This is a genomic window from Nocardioides caeni (genome assembly GCF_004912195.1).
In the GTDB taxonomy this organism is placed as follows: domain Bacteria; phylum Actinomycetota; class Actinomycetes; order Propionibacteriales; family Nocardioidaceae; genus Nocardioides; species Nocardioides caeni.
The window spans coordinates 165802-180757 of sequence record NZ_STGW01000004.1; the positions used below are offsets into that span (position 1 = coordinate 165802).

Genomic DNA, 14956 nt, shown 5'->3' on the forward strand with positions numbered 1-14956 from the left:
GGCGTTCCCCCGCGGTCGCAGTCAGCGCGGCAGGCCGAGGACCGACGCGCAGTGCGGCCACGCGCCGTAGCCGCCGGCCGCGTCGCGCACCTTGGTGGCGATGGCGATCTGCGTCTCGCGGGAGGCCTGGTGCGGCATGCCCGGGCCACCGTTGGCCTGCCAGGTGCCGAGGCTGAACTGGAGGCCGCCGTAGTAGCCGTTGCCGGTGTTGATGGCCCAGTTGCCGCCGGACTCGCACTGGGCGAGGCGGTCCCACACGGTGCTGCCGCCGGCGTAGTTGGCGGCGACGGTCTTGGTGCCGACGCGGACGACGCGGGTCACCGGCTTGCGGTGGACGTCCTGCGTGACGACGACGCGGCGCACCACCTCGCCGTTGTGGACGAACAGGCGGTAGGTCACGTCGCGGAGGCCGTCGGTGCCCTCGGTGACGACGGACTCCTCGCCCTCGTACATCGAGTCGTCCTCGATCTCGCGGACGGGGGCCGCCATGACCTCGCCATCGACGTGACGACGACGCAGCTCGACGTCGGTGAAGACGACGCGGTCGCCGTCCTCGATCTCGACGTCACGACGCGGACGGGTCCGATCGCGGTCGTCGAGCTCGACGCCGACGGCCGCCAGGGCGTCCTCGACGGTCAGTGCGGCGACCTCGCGGGTCATCGCCTTCCGGCCGGCCAGCACGAAGGTCAGCTTCTTGGGCGTGACGACCTCGATCTCGGCGCCGCCGCGCTCGATCGTCGTGCCACGGCTGGTGGAGAGACGGCTGTCGGCATACATCGAGCCGATCTGGGACAGCGCGCCCTGCACGTCGGTGGCCGTCACCCAGTGCGTGGTGGTCTCACCGTCGACGGTCAGCTCGACCGGACGGCTGAACCGGACGGCGATCTTGTCGCCGCCCTCGATCTGCTCGTCCACGCCGGGCTGGACGAGGTCGCGCTCGGCGAGCTCGATGCCCTCGTCCGCCAGCACGTCCCCGACGGTGTCGCCGAGCGTGCTGACCGTGCGCTCCTCGCCGTCGACCGACAACGTGACCTCGGTGCTCATCGAGGAGTAGCCCCACGTCACCGCCGAGACGGCCAACAGCACCGCGACGATGGTCGCGACGAAGGCAGTCCGGCTGCGGGTCAGGGTGTCGATCGTGCCCTTCAGGGGCTGGACGAGGTGGGGGCGCGCAAGTGGCACGGTGCTCCGATGTTCGTGCTGCCCGGGCCTCGGCGACCAGTCCGGGGCAGCACTGCGCTCCCCCTCGAGGACTGGTCGGAATGGTGCGTCCGATCCCGGCCGTCAGTCATCCACCAGAACAGGTGCGCCGCGCCGATGCAAACTCGCGCAGGCGTGTCCACGCTCAGCGGGTGACCCACCTCACCCAATTTTGCTAACTTTTGTTAGCAGTCGGGGCCGCGGGCCAGACGCCACCGAAGGCCGCGAAGGTCGAGCCCTCCACGGCGGCGCAGAGCTCGCCCAGGTCCTCGCCGCGGACCTCGGCCATGAGCCGCATCGTCAGCGGCACCAGATAGGAGGCATTGGTCTGGCCACGGTGCGGGTGGGGGGTGAGATAGGGCGCGTCGGTCTCGACCAGGATCCGGTCCCGCGGAGCGATCCGGAGCGCCTCGCGCAGCGGCTCGGCGTTCTTGAAGGTGACCGTGCCGGCGAAGGACAGGTGGGCGCCCCGGTCGAGGCAGGCGCGGGCGAAGTCCGCGTCACCGGAGAAGCAGTGCATCACCCAGCGCTCGGGCGCACCCTCGGCATCGAGGACCTCGAGCACCTCGTCGTGGGTGTCGCGGTCGTGGATGACCAGGGTCTTGTCGAGCCGCTTCGCGAGGTCGATGTGCCGACGGAACGACTCGACCTGGATCGCGCGCCCGTCCTCGCCGGTCCGGAACGCATCGAGGCCGGTCTCCCCCACCGCCCGCACGCCGTCGTGCGCGCCGGCCAGCTCCTCGATCTCGTCCCACGCGGCCTCGAGCGCGACGCGGCCACCCTCGGCGTGGATCCGGGGCGCCTCGTTGGGGTGCAGCGCCACGCCGGCGACGAGTCCGGGATGCCGCTGGGCCGCCTCGACCGCCCAGCGGGCGCCCCGCAGGTCGCAGCCGATCTGGACGATCCGGGTCACGCCCACCGCCGCGGCCGCGGCGATCGCCTCCCCGGCGTCCCACGGATCGCCGCCACGACCGATGTCGAGGTGGCAGTGGTTGTCGACCACGGGATGCGGCAGCGCCGCCGGGACCGGCGCCTCCGGCCGGGTCACGCCGGGCTGCTCCCCACCCGGTCGAGGATCGCCTCGGCCAGGACGTCGGGAGCCTGCGTCGGGATCCAGTGGGAGATGCCCGCCAGCTCGACGAAGCGGTACGGCGCCCCGCTCACCCAGCGCGCGGTGTGCTCCGCGCCCCAGCGACCCAGCGCCAGGTCCTCGTCGCTCCACACCAGCGTCGTCGGCACACCGACGACCTTGGCCCGCATCGCGCGCGGGTCGTTGAGCAGGAGGGCGCGGTACCAGCCGAGCGCGCCCGGGAGCGCGCCACTGTCGACGACCTCCCGCTTGATCCGGGCGATCTCGTCGCGGTCCAGGCCCGCGTGGGCGAGCTGCCGGTCGCTGCCCTTGTCGATGCGGCGCAGGACCGCCTCGGGCAGCCGCGGCAGCTGGAAGGCGAGCATGTACCAGGACAGCAGCAGCTGACGCGAGCGCACCATCGAGGTCAGGAAGGCGCCGGGGTGCGGCACGGAGACCGCCGTGAGGGAGCGCACCCGGTCGGCGTGGTGCTGGCCCAGCGCCCACGCCACGATCGCACCCCAGTCGTGGCCGACGACGTGGGCGCGGCCGGTGGGACCGGCGACGACATCGATCAGGGCGGCCGCGTCGGCAGCGAGCTCGCTGACCCGGTAGTCCCGGCGTCGCTTCGGCCGGGCGCCCGGAGCATAGCCGCGCTGGTCGAGGGCGAGGGTGCGGTAGCCGGCCTCGTTGAGGATCGGGGTGACCGCTCCCCAGCAGGTCGCCCGCTCGGGGAAGCCGTGGAGGAGGACGATCGGCTCGCCCTCGATCGGCCCCTCGTCGATCACGTCGAGGACAAGTCCCGCCCGCTCGACGGTCGTGATCCGGGCCAGAGCCTGCTCAGTCATCGATGTGCACCACCTGGTAGACGTCACGCTTGGGGATCCCAGCCTGCACCGCGACCGCCGCGATCGCGTCCTTGCGCCGCATGCCGGACTCCTCCAGCTCCGCCACGGCCGCTCGCAGGCTCGCCGGGTCGCTCGCCACACCGGCCGCGGGATCGGCTCCGGCGACGACGATGGTCACCTCGCCCCGGATGCCGTCGGCGGCCCACGCCGCGAGGTCGGCGAGCGGCCCGCGTCGTACCTCCTCGTGGGTCTTGGTCAGCTCGCGGCACACGGCGGCGGCGCGGTCGGCGCCCAGCGCGTCGCGCATCGCCTCGAGCGCGGCGAGGGTGCGGTGCGGAGCCTCGAAGAACACCATCGTGCGCTGCTCGGCGCCGAGGTCGGCCAGCCGACGCGACCGCTCCCCCGCCTTGCGGGGCAGGAAGCCCTCGAAGCAGAAGCGGTCCACGGGCAGGCCCGACACGGCCAGCGCGGTGAGCACCGCCGACGGGCCGGGGACCGCCGTCACGCGGATGTCCGCCTCGACCGCTGCCGCGACGAGGCGGTAGCCGGGGTCGGAGACGCTCGGCATCCCGGCGTCGGTCACGAGGACGACCCGCTCCCCGGCCTGCAGCGCCTCGACGAGCGCCGGGGTGCGCGCGGCCTCGTTGCCCTCGAAGTAGGACACGATCCGGCCCGACAGCTCGATCCCGAGGTCGCTGACCAGCCGGCGCAGGCGCCGGGTGTCCTCGGCCGCGATCACGTCGGCACCGGCCAGCTCGGCGGCCAGCCGCGGCGGCGCGTCGCCGACCTGCCCGATCGGGGTGCCTGCCAGCACGAGGACTCCGGTCACAGTCGCATCATTGCAGCCGGGGGTTTCGAGGCTCGCTGGCGCTCGCACCTCAACCACCGGCGGGCTCGCTGGCGCTCGCACCTCAACCACCGGCAGTGCGTAGGCTTGCGCCCCGTGACCGCTGTCAGGGAGGAGACCGCCACCGTCGGCCTCTCCACGACGGCGACCGGACGTCCGGTCCCCCGGGCGGTCGACCGCGCGCTGGCGCCGCTGCAGCGACGGCCGGACCTGCGCGAGCGGTTGATGGGCTGGCTCGGCCCGCTCGCCGTCGCGATCCTGACGCTCGACCTCCGGCTGGTCGGTCTCGGCGACCCGCAGCGCTTCGCGTTCGACGAGACGTACTACGCCAAGGACGGGTGGTCGCTGCTCAACAACGGCTACATCCAGACCTACCTCGGCGACGTCGACGGCAACACCGGCAACGAGATCAACGACGACATCCTCGCCGGCCACGTGCAGGGCGTCTGGACCGGCGAGCCGTCGCTGGCCGTGCACCCCGACGTCGGCAAGTGGCTGATCGCGCTCGGCGAGAAGGCCTTCGGCATGGATCCCTTCGGTTGGCGCTTCGCGTCGGCCGTCGCGGGCGCGCTGATGGTGCTCGTGCTGTGCCGGCTCGTACGACGCCTCACCGGCTCCACGCTCCTGGGCTGCGTTGCCGGGGCCCTGCTGATGCTCGACGGACTGCACTTCGTGCTCTCCCGCCTGGCCCTGCTCGACATCTTCCTCGCGCTCTTCATCGTCTGCGGGGTGCATTGCGTCATCGCCGACCGCGCCTGGTTGCGGGCGCGACTGGGGCGGCGAGCGGAGCAGCAACCGGGCGTGCCCCTGTCCGGCTGGGGTGGGCGAGTCCTGCTCCGTCCGTGGCTGCTCGCTGGTGGCGTGTGCTGGGGCCTGGCGATCGGCACCAAGTGGACGGCCCTCTATCCGCTGGCGGCGTTCGGCGTCCTGTGCTGGATCTGGAGCGCGGGTGCGCGGCGGATGCTCGGCGTGCGGTGGCCCCTCCTCAAGGGCGCGGTCGCCGACGGCGTACCGGCCTTCCTGCACCTCGTGGTGGTCGCCGGCCTCGTCTACGTCGCGACCTGGGGCGGCTGGCTGGCCAACGCCGACCAGTACGAGGAGCACCTCAGCGCGACGCAGTACCGCCAGTACACGGGCGAGGGCCACTGCTCGGATCCCGACGAGAACGGGGACCGGGACTACGTCCCCACCGACCTCGACAAGTCCCAGCGGTGGCCGACCGCGGACGAGCCGGATGCGAAGGGCCCGGCGGAGGCGGCGCAGTCACTGCGCTCGCTCTGGTACTACCACCAAGACGTGTTCACCTTCCACACCCACTTCCTCAACTGCGCCGAGCACTTCTATGAGTCGAAGCCGTCGAGCTGGCTGCTGATCAACCGGCCGGTCGGGGTGGCGGTCACCAACGACATCCCGCCGGGCACGGACGGCTGCGACGCACCGGCCGACAGCGAGTGCATCCGGCAGGTGCTGCTCATCCCCACGCCCGTGCTGTGGTGGGGCGGCATCGTCGCCCTGCTGTTCTCCGTGGTGATGTGGATCGGCGCCCGCGACTGGCGCTTCGGCGTCGCCGTCGTGGGGGTGCTGTCGACCTGGCTGCCGTGGCTGCAGTACGACGACCGGCCGATCTTCCTCTTCTATGCGATCGCGATCCTGCCGTTCACCCTCATCGCGATCACCCTCAGCATCGGGACCCTGATCGGGCCCTCACGCCTGCCGTCGGCCCGGCGGACGGCAGGCGTGATCGTGGGAGGCGCGTTCTTCATCCTCGTGCTCGCGAACTTCATCTGGTTCTGGCCGATCTGGACCAACCAGCTGCTCACCCAGAGCGGGTGGCAGGACCGGGTGTTCTTCGCCCGCTGGATCTAGCCGCTGGCTGAGGCACGAGCCGAGGCCGGGCCGCGACGGCGGTCGAGCGCCCGGCACTGGCACCGCGCGCGAGCACCTCGGGAGGGAGGGTCGCGGCCCACAATCCGCGATGCCGGCCGGCGCGACCGCCGCCGCGGCGATCGGGGAGCAGCCGATCCGAACCTGCGGACCAGCTCGCTGCTGGTTCTCTACCCGCCTCCCCCCATCGCATCCGGGGGCAGCCGCGATCAGGCCGCGCGGGAGGGCTTCGCGGGAGCGCCGACCGAACGTCGGAGGTCCTCGAAGATCCGCTGCAGCAGGCGCGAGACCTGGACCTGCGTCACGCCGAGCTCGTCGGCGATCTCCTGCTGGGTCCGCTGCTCATAGAACCGCAGCTGCAGGATCCGGCGGTCGCGGGGCTTGAGCTTGCGGCAGGCGGGCCCCAGCATGGCGACCGCCTCGCTGTGCCCGAAGCCGGGATCGAGGTCGGGCAGGACCTCCCCGAGGGTCGCACCGGACGGGGTGAGCGGCTCATCGAGCGAGGTGGCGTGCACGAGGTCACCCGCTCCGCGCGCCTCCAGGACCTCCTCGACGTCGCAGTCGAGCTCCTCGGCCAGCTCCTGGACCGTCGGCGGACGGCCGAGCAGCTGTCCGAGCTCCTCGTCGGCGTGCGCGAGTCGCGGCCGCAGCTCCTGGATCCGCCGCGGCGGGCGCACCAGCCAGGTCATCGAGCGGAAGTGGCGCTTGATCTCACCGAGGATGCTCGGCACGGCGAACACCAGGAGATCGTCGCCCCGCTCGGGGTCGAAGCCCTGGACCGCCTTGGTGAGGGCCAGGCAGGCGACCTGCTCCAGCTCCTCCTGGCTCTGTCCGCGGTGCCGGTAGCGGCCGGCGAGGGACTTGGCGACCGGGATGTTGAGCACGATGACCTGCTCGAGGAGGTCGTCGCGCTCGGCGCCGGTGGCTGCGGCCGCCTGGGCGAGCAGATCGGCGGTGCGGGTCCGACGGTCGCTGGACGTGGTTGTCTTCACAGTGGTGGGCATGACTGGCTCCCAACATTCGAATGCCGGCGGACGGGGGGCTCCGGCCGCGTCGTACCTCGTGTTGAACACGCCTACCGTAGCGCTTTGGGACCATGGATACCACCCGAAATGACTAGTCTTAACCATCCGAAGTGGTCAGCGAGAAGAGGACGGCGCCCGACCGTAACGGTGGGCCGAGGCAGCGGTTGATCCTCACGTGGAGCAGATCATGGTGGCCCTCAGCCCGTTCACCCGCCGCAGCCGTTCGCTGGCCGTCAGCCACGTCGAGCAGGAGCTGGGTCGCGGGCTGGAGCAGGGCGAGCACGTGATCGTCCACGACGCCGTCGCCGACGAGTACTTCAGCGCCCAGGTCGCCGACGTCGAGTTCGACCTCACCGACACCAGCTATCGCCTCGAGATCGGCGGGCGGATCACCTCGGCCGAGGCAGCCGAGTGGATGGCCCCGCCCAGCGACGACGACCGCCTGACCACACGCGACATCGTCGACCTGCTCGCCGAGCTGCGGCGCAGCGAGCGCAGCGTCTCCGCGGCCCTCGACGACCTCCGGGCCCGGTGACAGCGGCCGTTCGTCCCGGCCCGCGTAGTCCCAACTGATCAGGCCTTTCGTCCCTCCGGTCAGAAGTGCCACAGAGTGGCCATCGCGGGCCGTTCCACCCCGCACAATCGACGTGTGCCTCAACAAGACGTGATCCGCGTGTACCTCGTCGACGACCACGAAGTCGTCCGCCGGGGTGTCGCGAGCCTGCTCGAGACCGATCCCACCATCGAGGTCGTCGGCCAGTCCGGGAGTGCGGCCGTCGCCCTCCACGAGATCCTCGACCTGCGTCCCGACGTCGCGATCCTCGACGCCCACCTCGGCGACGGGACGGGGGTGGACATCTGCCGCGAGATGCGGTCGGTCGACCCGTCGATCAAGGGACTGATCCTCACGACGTACGACGACCCCGACGCCATCTCCTCGGCCATCCTCGCCGGTGCCTCGGGCTACGTGCTGAAGAAGATCGAGGGCAACTCGCTGCTCAGCGGCATCAAGCTCGTCGCCGGTGGTCACTCGCTCATCGACCCCACCGTTGCCAGCCGCGTCGTGGAGCAGATGGAGCTGCAGCGCAAGTCGCTCGACGTCATCTGCGAGCTCACGCCGCAGCAGCGCAAGATCTTCTTCCTCATCGCCGAGGGCATGACCAACCGCCAGATCGCCGAGGAGCTCTTCCTCGCCGAGAAGACGGTCAAGAACCACGTCACGGGCCTGCTCGCCCGGCTGGGCCTGCAGCACCGCACCCAGGCCGCGCTGCTCGCCGTACGGCTGAAGGGCGGGGACGGGTCGACGTCCGTGGCCTCCGCTCCGCCTGCGCGTCGCGTCGGCTGACTTCCCGATCGCTCAGCCGCGGTCCGACAGGATCGCGCGCGGGTGCAGCAGCGCAACGACCCGCGACGAGCGGACGGCGCGGGTCAGCCGGACAGGACGACGTTGCGGACGCCGCCGGCCCGCCAGGAGGTCGGCCGCGACGTCGACACTGCAGCAGCCGTCGCCGGAGGCTCCTCGGCGGCGTGCTGGAGATGGGCCGCGAGCGCCGCTCCGCGGGCGCCGGCGGCAACCCGCTCACCGGCCCGGACCCATCAGCACCGCGGTGCCGTCCGGGCGCACGATCACGTTGCCGGCGCGCACGTCGCGGCGGGCGAAGCCGCCGTCCGGCAGCGTGTGGAGGTGGTCGAGCGCGGAGGCCACCTGGCCCAGCCAGGCCAGGACGACCTCGGGCGGGGCAGGTTCCTGGTCACGCATCGAGGTGCCGTCGACCCACACGTGGGCGGAGTAGAACAGGTCGGCGTCCTCCTCGGCGACCCCGTGAGCGCTCAGCGGCGGCCCGACAAAGCTGTCGACGTGGACGGCCAGATGTGGGTGCCGGGCGGTGCGCAGCCGTTCGCTGCGCTCGAGGATCTTGCGGAAGAGCTGCTCGTCGACGCCGCTGAGCAGCTTGAGCCCGACCCGTGTCCCCGGTGGTCGGCGACCCCGCGCCGGAGCTCGGCCTCGTAGACCACGCCGATGCCGCCCTTGCGGAAGCTGCTGGGCCGGCGCACGCCGTAGAGGGAGCGATCGCGGGGCGGGCCGGTCACGGCGGCGTACGGCGCGATGTCCATCAGTCACCACCCAGCAGCGCGCTGTGCAGTCGGAGGGCCTGCGCGACGCGGTCGAGCGCGTCGCTGGGGCCGTCCGGGTCGGCAAGACGGTGCAGCACGAGCAGTCCGTCCATTGCTGCGACCGCCTCCCGGACAGTGCGCTCGGAGTAGTTGCTCGCGGCGGCGAGCTCGGCGTAACCCGGCCGCCGGGCGCGGCCACGGTGCAGTGGCCCCAGCGGGCGCTGAGGTTCTGGACCATCACCCGCCCGCGGTGCCAGGACGGCTCGCCCCAGACTCATGGGACGTTCTCGAGGTAGACGGGCGCGTGCCCGATCCGGATGGCGCAGCCGGCACCGCGCCCGAAGGCCACCACGTCGCTCGGGGCGAGAAAGCGCTCGAGCATGCCCTGGTGCGGCGCCTCCCACCAGACCTTGGCGACGACGGGTTCACTCACAGCCCGAAACATAGGGCCGCCCGGGACCGGGCGGGAGCGATACCGACAGCAACTGTCGGTTCCGCGTGACAACCCCCGTGCGCGCACGGGACGGTCGTCGTGGCGGGGCACCGTCGGCCGGGCCGGTGTCGTGGGGGGATCGGCCCGGCCACGGTCACGAAGCGCAGGGAACCCCGCCTCCTGGGCGGGGATCCATGCGCTCGCGGGGGTCAGAGGACGAACTTGCCGACCATGTCCTTGAGCTCGGTGGCGATGCCGGTGAGCTCGGTGGCGGAGGTGAGCGTGTTCTGCGCACCTTCGCGGGTGTCGGAGGCCGCGGTGGCGACCTGGGTGACGTCCTCGGCGATGCCGTTGGCGCCGGCCGCCGCCTCGGTGACCGAGCGGGCGATCTCGTTGGTGGTGGCGGTCTGCTCCTCCACCGCGGAGGCGATCGTCGACTGGATGTCGTTGATCTTGGCGATGACGTCGGCGATGCGGCTGATGGCCGAGACGGCGCCCTGGGTGTCGGACTGGATCGCGTCGATCTTCTGACCGATCTCCTCGGTCGCCTTGGCGGTCTCCTTCGCGAGCTCCTTGACCTCGTTGGCGACCACGGCGAAGCCCTTGCCCGCGTCACCGGCTCGAGCGGCCTCGATGGTGGCGTTGAGCGCCAGCAGGTTGGTCTGCTGGGCGATCGAGGTGATCACCTTGATGACCTGGCCGATCTCGGCGCTGGACTCACCCAGCGAGGCGACCGTGCCCTGCGCCTCGGACGCGACGGTGACCGCGTCGGTGGCGACGGTCGCGGCCTCGGTGGCGTTCTTGGCGATCTCGCGGATCGACGCCGTCATCTCCTCCGCCGCCGTGGCGACGGTCTGGATGGATGCCGAGACCTGGACCGACGCGCTCGACGCGGACGCCGCGCGGTCCGACGTCATCGACGCTCCCTCGCCCATGCCCTCGGCGAGGGAGGTGAGCTGACCGGCGGCGGCGGCGAGAGTCTCGGCCGTGCCCCCGATGTTGCCCATGCTGGAGCGCAGCGTCATCATCAGCGACCGCAGGCCCTCGGCCACCCGGCCGACCGCGTCCTCACCCTCGATGTCGAGCGTCCGGGTCAGGTCGCCCGCCGCGGCGGCGGAGACGACATCGAGGATCTGCTCGACCTTGGCCGCCAGGTCGGCGGCCGCCTCCCGCTCGGCGGACTCCTTCTCGATCCGGCTGATCGCCTGGGACACCATGCGACCGACGTTGCGCAGTGCCTCCAGACGCTGCTGGCTCGGCTGCAACGTCTCGGTGGCGAAGAAGTCCATCGTGCCGACGACCTCGCCGTCGACCATGACCGGGAAGCAGACGCCGCTCTTGACGCCCACCTGCTGGGCGATGGGTGCGCGCACGCAGTCGGTCATCTCGCCGATGTCCGGGGTGAAGAACAGGTCCCGCTGCGCCCAGGCGCGGCCGGACAGACCGACGCCCTCGGCGAACGAGGCCTGCAGGGTCACCCGGCGGAACTCCGGGCCGGCGTCGCCGGACTCCGCGCTGAACTTGAGGGTCCGGTCCGCCGGGTCGACCTTCCAGAAGGATCCGTAGGCCCAGCCGAACTCACCACGGACGGTGTCGAGAGCCGACTGCACCGCGCTGTCGACGTCCGTGGCCGACGAGAGCGTCGACAGCACCTTGTTGACGGCGGTGGTGTCGGCCTGCGACTCCGTGCGCTCGCGGTCGCCCCGGATGCGGTCGGTGATGACCTCCCACGTGGCCATCGCGCCGATGTAGTCGCCCTTGCCGTCGGTGATGGCGCTGACCAGGAGGTCGAGGGTCTCCTCGCCGACCTTGATGTCGGCGCGACGCGGCAGGTGCTCGGCCGTGGCCAGCAGACCGCGCTGGTAGGCCGGCGTCTTGTGGAACACGTCGAGGCTGGAGCCCACGACGTCGTCGGCCTTCACCGGCAGCGAGCCCTCCAGACCCCGCAGGGTCGTCAGCGACGCCGGGTTCATGTAGCGGATCACGAAGTCGCGGTCGGCGAACATCATGTTCGTCGGGCTGTTCTCCATCATCGACGTCACCCGGGCGACCTCCTCCTCGAGCCGCACCTTGTCGGTCACGATGTCCCAGGTGGCCATCGCGCCGACATGCTGCCCGCTGGCGTCGCGGATCGGGGAGACCAGCAGGTCGAGGATCTCCGGGCCGACGTGGATGTTGGCCCGGCGCGGCAGCTGGTGCTCGTCGCTGAGGATGTTGCGCTGATAACTCGGCGTCTTGTGGAAGATGTCGAGGCTGGAGCCGACGATGTCGTCGGCCTTCACCGGCAGGTGCTCCTCCAGGCGACGCAGTGTCTCGAGCGACGCCGGGTTCATGTAGCGGATCACGAAGTCGAGGTCCGCGAACATCATGTTCGTCGGGCTGTTCTCGAGCATCGACAGCGCGAACGCCGCCGACCCGGTCTCGGCAGCCTTGGGGGCGGTGGCACGGGGCTTCGCCGTGCGCGGGCTCTTGGGAGCAGGAGCGGTGCCGTTCACCGGCACGTCCAGGATCTCGGTCACGGGTTTCCTCCGGTTTTGTCGGGTGCGGTCGAGACGTCGACGGCACGGTCTGCGTCGAGGACGAGCAGGATGGTGTCGGGCAGCGGGCGAACCCCACGGACGACGTCCTGCACCTCCCTGGGCATGTTCGAGGGGGCCGGCTGGGCGTCCACCCCGGCGGTGTCGATCACGTCGCCGATGTCGTCGACGAGGAGGCTGACCACCTCGCCACGACTCCGGACGATCACGTTCATGGGCAGCTGGTCGCCGCTGCGGGCGGGCAGGCCGAGGCGGACCCGGAGGTCCACGGCCGTCACGATCTGGCCGCGCAGGTTGATGAGCCCGGTCACGGCCTCGTCGGCCTGCGGGACCGGAGTCATCGGCTGGTGCCGGAGCACCTCCTGCACCTCCTCGACGGCCACACCGAAGAACAGGTCGGCGACCCAGAAGGTGCAGTACTGCTCGCCGACGCGGGTGGCGGTGGCGGTCTGGCTCATGCGCTGACCCCCGATCGGGAGACGACGGCCTCGAGGTCGACCAGGTCGGTGACCCGGTCCTGCACCACCGCGCTGCCGGTGACGCCGGCGCGGCGGCCGACCTGGCTCGCACTGACGGCCACGTCGACGACGTCGAGCACGCGGTCGATGACGATGCCGACGGCACCGCCGGTCTCGGCGTTCGTCTCGTGGACGACCACGCTGACCTGCTCGCCGCGGTCGCTGGTGTCGGGCAGACCGATCGCCGAGGCCAGCCGCACCAGCGGCAGGATGCCGTCGCGATACTGCACGACCTCCGCCACGCCGCTGCGCTCGATGCGCTCGGTCGGGAACTCCTCGAGCCGGGCGACCGCCGCGAGGGGCAGGGCCGCGCGGCGACCGTCGGCCACCTCGAGGACCAGCAACGACGTCAGGTCGGCAGCGGTGGCCCCGCGGGCGTCGGACATCTCCTGCTGCGTCGCGGCGACCCCCGCGGTCACGGCGATGCCGGCCACGTCGAGGATCAGCGCCACGCGACCGTCGCCCATGATCGTCGCCCCGGCATACATCGCCAGCGACTTCAGCTGGCGGCCGATCGGCTTGACCACGATCTCCTGGGTGTCGTGGACCGTCGAGACGCACAGGCCGAAACGCACCTCGTCCGACTGGAGTACGACGACCGTCAGCGCCTCGCCGTCGGGAGCTGGGCCGCCGAGGATCTCGGCGAGGGACACCAGCGGCAGGAGCTTGCCCCGCAGCCGGAGGACGGGCGCCCCCGCGAGGTTCTCGACCTGACGGGCCAGGTCGTCGCCCTCGATGCGGACCAGCTCGACCAGGTTGGCCTGCGGGATGGCGTAGCGCTCGTCGCCGTCGGCGAGGCCCTCCCCCACGACGAGTGCGGGGATGATGGCCAGCGTCAACGGGATCCGGACCCGGGTCGTCGTACCGCGACCGGGCTCGGAGGCGACGTCGACGCTGCCGCCGATGCGCTCGATGTTGGTGCGGACCACGTCCATCCCGACACCGCGGCCGGAGATGTTGGAGACCTGGGCGGCCGTGGAGAAGCCGGGCCGGAAGATCAGGCCGAGGATCTCGCGCTGGTCCATCCGGGCCAGCTGGTCACGCGTGACGACCCCGCGCTCCAGAGCGACGGAGCCGATGCGGTCGGGGTCGATGCCCTTGCCGTCGTCGGCGATCTCGACGACCACCTGGCCGGACTCGTGGTAGGCGCGCAGGCTCAGCGTGCCCTTGGCGGGCTTGCCGGCCGCGGTGCGGACCTCGGGCGGCTCGATGCCGTGGTCGAGGGAGTTGCGGACCAGGTGGGTGAGCGGGTCCTTGACGGCCTCCAGGAGGCTGCGGTCGAGCTCGGTCTCGTGACCCTCCATGACGAGCTCGACCTCGCGACCGAGCTGGTGGGACAGGTCGCGCACGACGCGCGGCATCTTCGACCAGACCTGGCCGATCGGCTGCATGCGGGTCTTCATCACCGACTCCTGCAGCTCGCTGGCCACGAGGTCGAGGCGCTGGCTGGCGCGGACCAGCTCGAGGTCGGCGCTCAGCGAGCTGCGCTGCAGCAGCTGGTTGCGGGTCAGCACCAGCTCGCCGACGAGGTCGACGAGGTCGTCGAGCAGGTCGACGTCGACGCGCACGGAGGCGTCCACCACGGCGCGGCGCTCGATGCTCTCGCTGGCGGCCGGCTCGGGCTCGACGACCGGCTCGGGGTCGGGGGTCGACGAAGCTGCGGCGGGCGCCGCCGGGGACACGTCCGGCCCCGCCGCAGCTTCGTCGGTGGCGGGCTCGTCGGCGGACCCGGCCGCCAACAGGCCCTCGATCGCTGCGACGACCGGAGCGACGTCGACCTGTGGGTCGTCGTCGCGGCTGGTGCGCTCGATCGCGTCGAGGAGGGCACGGACCGTGTCGACCATCGACAGCAGCGCCTCGGCGATGGTCGGCGTCATCACGGCCTCGCCGTCGCGCAGGCGCGACAGCAGGGTCTCCCCCACGTGGGTCAGCTGCTCGAGGCGGTTGAACGCCAGGAACCCGCTGGTGCCCTTGATCGTGTGGATCGTGCGGAAGATGCTCGAGAGCCGCTCCCGTGAGTCCGGTTGCTGCTCGAGCTCGACCAGGTCGCGGTCCAGCTGGTCGAGGTTCTCGTGGGACTCCACGAGGAACTCGGCGATGATCTCGGCGTCGTCGTCCATCTTGTCCTCCCTTCCGGGGCGCCTATCGGCGTCGGAGGGAGGCGGATGAGCCAGCTGGAGCGAGTAGGGACCTAGTCCCAGGGCAGGGGTCCCGAGGAACCCTCACCACCCCGTCACGTGCGGTGGCGCAGCGCCTCGGAGAGCGAGGCGACGGCCTCGGCGGCCGGGGACGCGGCCTCGGCGTTGGACTCGGCGAGCTGCTCCAGCAGCTCGGCCCGGTGGACGGCCACCGACCGTGGCGCGTCGATGCCGACCCGGATCACGTCGCCACGGACCTCGAGGACGGTGACGGTGACGGCGTCGGGCGTGCCGGCGCCGATGACGACGCTTTCGCCGACCCGGCGCGAGAGAACGAGCACG

15 protein-coding genes are annotated in these 14956 nt (G+C 71.6%); 3 read left to right on the top strand and 12 right to left on the bottom strand.

Annotated features, from left to right (window positions below; genetic code table 11):
- Positions 1–21 precede the first annotated feature (21 nt).
- From E9934_RS20440 to rsmI, 4 genes are all read right to left on the bottom strand, one after another.
- On the bottom strand, positions 22–1182 hold the full coding sequence (locus E9934_RS20440; RefSeq protein ID WP_275106622.1) for a resuscitation-promoting factor: 1161 nt from the start codon (positions 1180–1182) through the stop codon (positions 22–24).
- A gap of 193 nt (positions 1183–1375) precedes the next feature.
- Positions 1376–2248 (bottom strand): TatD family hydrolase, encoded by an 873-nt coding sequence (locus tag E9934_RS08420; protein ID WP_136562435.1) that lies wholly within the window; start codon positions 2246–2248, stop codon positions 1376–1378.
- The gene (locus E9934_RS08425) at positions 2245–3117 is read right to left on the bottom strand and encodes an alpha/beta fold hydrolase (RefSeq protein ID WP_136562436.1); all 873 of its coding nucleotides are present in this window, start codon (positions 3115–3117) and stop codon (positions 2245–2247) included. The genes E9934_RS08420 and E9934_RS08425 overlap by 4 nt, the downstream gene beginning before the upstream one ends.
- Positions 3110–3946, bottom strand: coding sequence for a 16S rRNA (cytidine(1402)-2'-O)-methyltransferase (gene rsmI / locus E9934_RS08430; protein WP_136562437.1), 837 nt, complete (start codon positions 3944–3946; stop codon positions 3110–3112). Before rsmI ends, E9934_RS08425 begins: the two co-directional genes overlap by 8 nt.
- A gap of 114 nt (positions 3947–4060) precedes the next feature.
- On the opposite strand from rsmI, the gene E9934_RS08435 reads away from it, so the two are divergent.
- Complete coding sequence (locus tag E9934_RS08435; RefSeq protein WP_238694845.1) at positions 4061–5830, top strand: dolichyl-phosphate-mannose--protein mannosyltransferase; 1770 nt, start codon at positions 4061–4063, stop codon at positions 5828–5830.
- A 227-nt stretch (positions 5831–6057) separates the two neighbouring features.
- Here E9934_RS08435 and E9934_RS08440 read toward each other — a convergent pair whose 3' ends face one another.
- Positions 6058–6852: a sigma-70 family RNA polymerase sigma factor gene (locus tag E9934_RS08440; RefSeq protein WP_158294964.1), complete on the bottom strand. Its 795-nt coding sequence runs from the start codon at positions 6850–6852 to the stop codon at positions 6058–6060.
- 196 nt (positions 6853–7048) lie between these two features.
- Between E9934_RS08440 and E9934_RS08445 the strand changes: the two genes are divergently transcribed.
- Together E9934_RS08445 and E9934_RS08450 are read left to right on the top strand one after the other, a co-directional pair.
- Positions 7049–7408, top strand: a complete 360-nt coding sequence (locus E9934_RS08445) for a hypothetical protein (RefSeq protein WP_136562439.1) — start codon at positions 7049–7051, stop codon at positions 7406–7408.
- Positions 7409–7522: 114 nt separating this feature from the next.
- Complete coding sequence (locus E9934_RS08450; RefSeq protein WP_238694846.1) at positions 7523–8218, top strand: response regulator; 696 nt, start codon at positions 7523–7525, stop codon at positions 8216–8218.
- Between the two features lie 234 nt (positions 8219–8452).
- Here E9934_RS08450 and E9934_RS08455 read toward each other — a convergent pair whose 3' ends face one another.
- The 7 genes from E9934_RS08455 to csrA all read right to left on the bottom strand — a co-directional run bounded on the left by E9934_RS08455 (position 8453) and on the right by csrA (position 14955).
- Positions 8453–8995, bottom strand: a complete 543-nt coding sequence (locus E9934_RS08455) for a protein kinase family protein (protein WP_136562440.1) — start codon at positions 8993–8995, stop codon at positions 8453–8455.
- Complete coding sequence (locus E9934_RS08460; protein WP_136562441.1) at positions 8988–9266, bottom strand: hypothetical protein; 279 nt, start codon at positions 9264–9266, stop codon at positions 8988–8990. Before E9934_RS08460 ends, E9934_RS08455 begins: the two co-directional genes overlap by 8 nt.
- Positions 9263–9421 (bottom strand): hypothetical protein, encoded by a 159-nt coding sequence (locus E9934_RS19570; RefSeq protein ID WP_158294965.1) that lies wholly within the window; start codon positions 9419–9421, stop codon positions 9263–9265. The genes E9934_RS08460 and E9934_RS19570 overlap by 4 nt, the downstream gene beginning before the upstream one ends.
- A 209-nt stretch (positions 9422–9630) precedes the next feature.
- Positions 9631–11940: a methyl-accepting chemotaxis protein gene (locus E9934_RS08465; RefSeq protein ID WP_238694847.1), complete on the bottom strand. Its 2310-nt coding sequence runs from the start codon at positions 11938–11940 to the stop codon at positions 9631–9633.
- On the bottom strand, positions 11937–12416 hold the full coding sequence (locus tag E9934_RS08470) for a chemotaxis protein CheW (RefSeq protein ID WP_136562442.1): 480 nt from the start codon (positions 12414–12416) through the stop codon (positions 11937–11939). Before E9934_RS08470 ends, E9934_RS08465 begins: the two co-directional genes overlap by 4 nt.
- The gene (locus tag E9934_RS08475; protein WP_136562443.1) at positions 12413–14596 is read right to left on the bottom strand and encodes a chemotaxis protein CheW; all 2184 of its coding nucleotides are present in this window, start codon (positions 14594–14596) and stop codon (positions 12413–12415) included. The genes E9934_RS08470 and E9934_RS08475 overlap by 4 nt, the downstream gene beginning before the upstream one ends.
- Positions 14597–14709: 113 nt before the next feature.
- Positions 14710–14955 (bottom strand): carbon storage regulator CsrA, encoded by a 246-nt coding sequence (gene csrA / locus E9934_RS08480; RefSeq protein WP_136562444.1) that lies wholly within the window; start codon positions 14953–14955, stop codon positions 14710–14712.
- Position 14956: the final 1 nt, after the last annotated feature.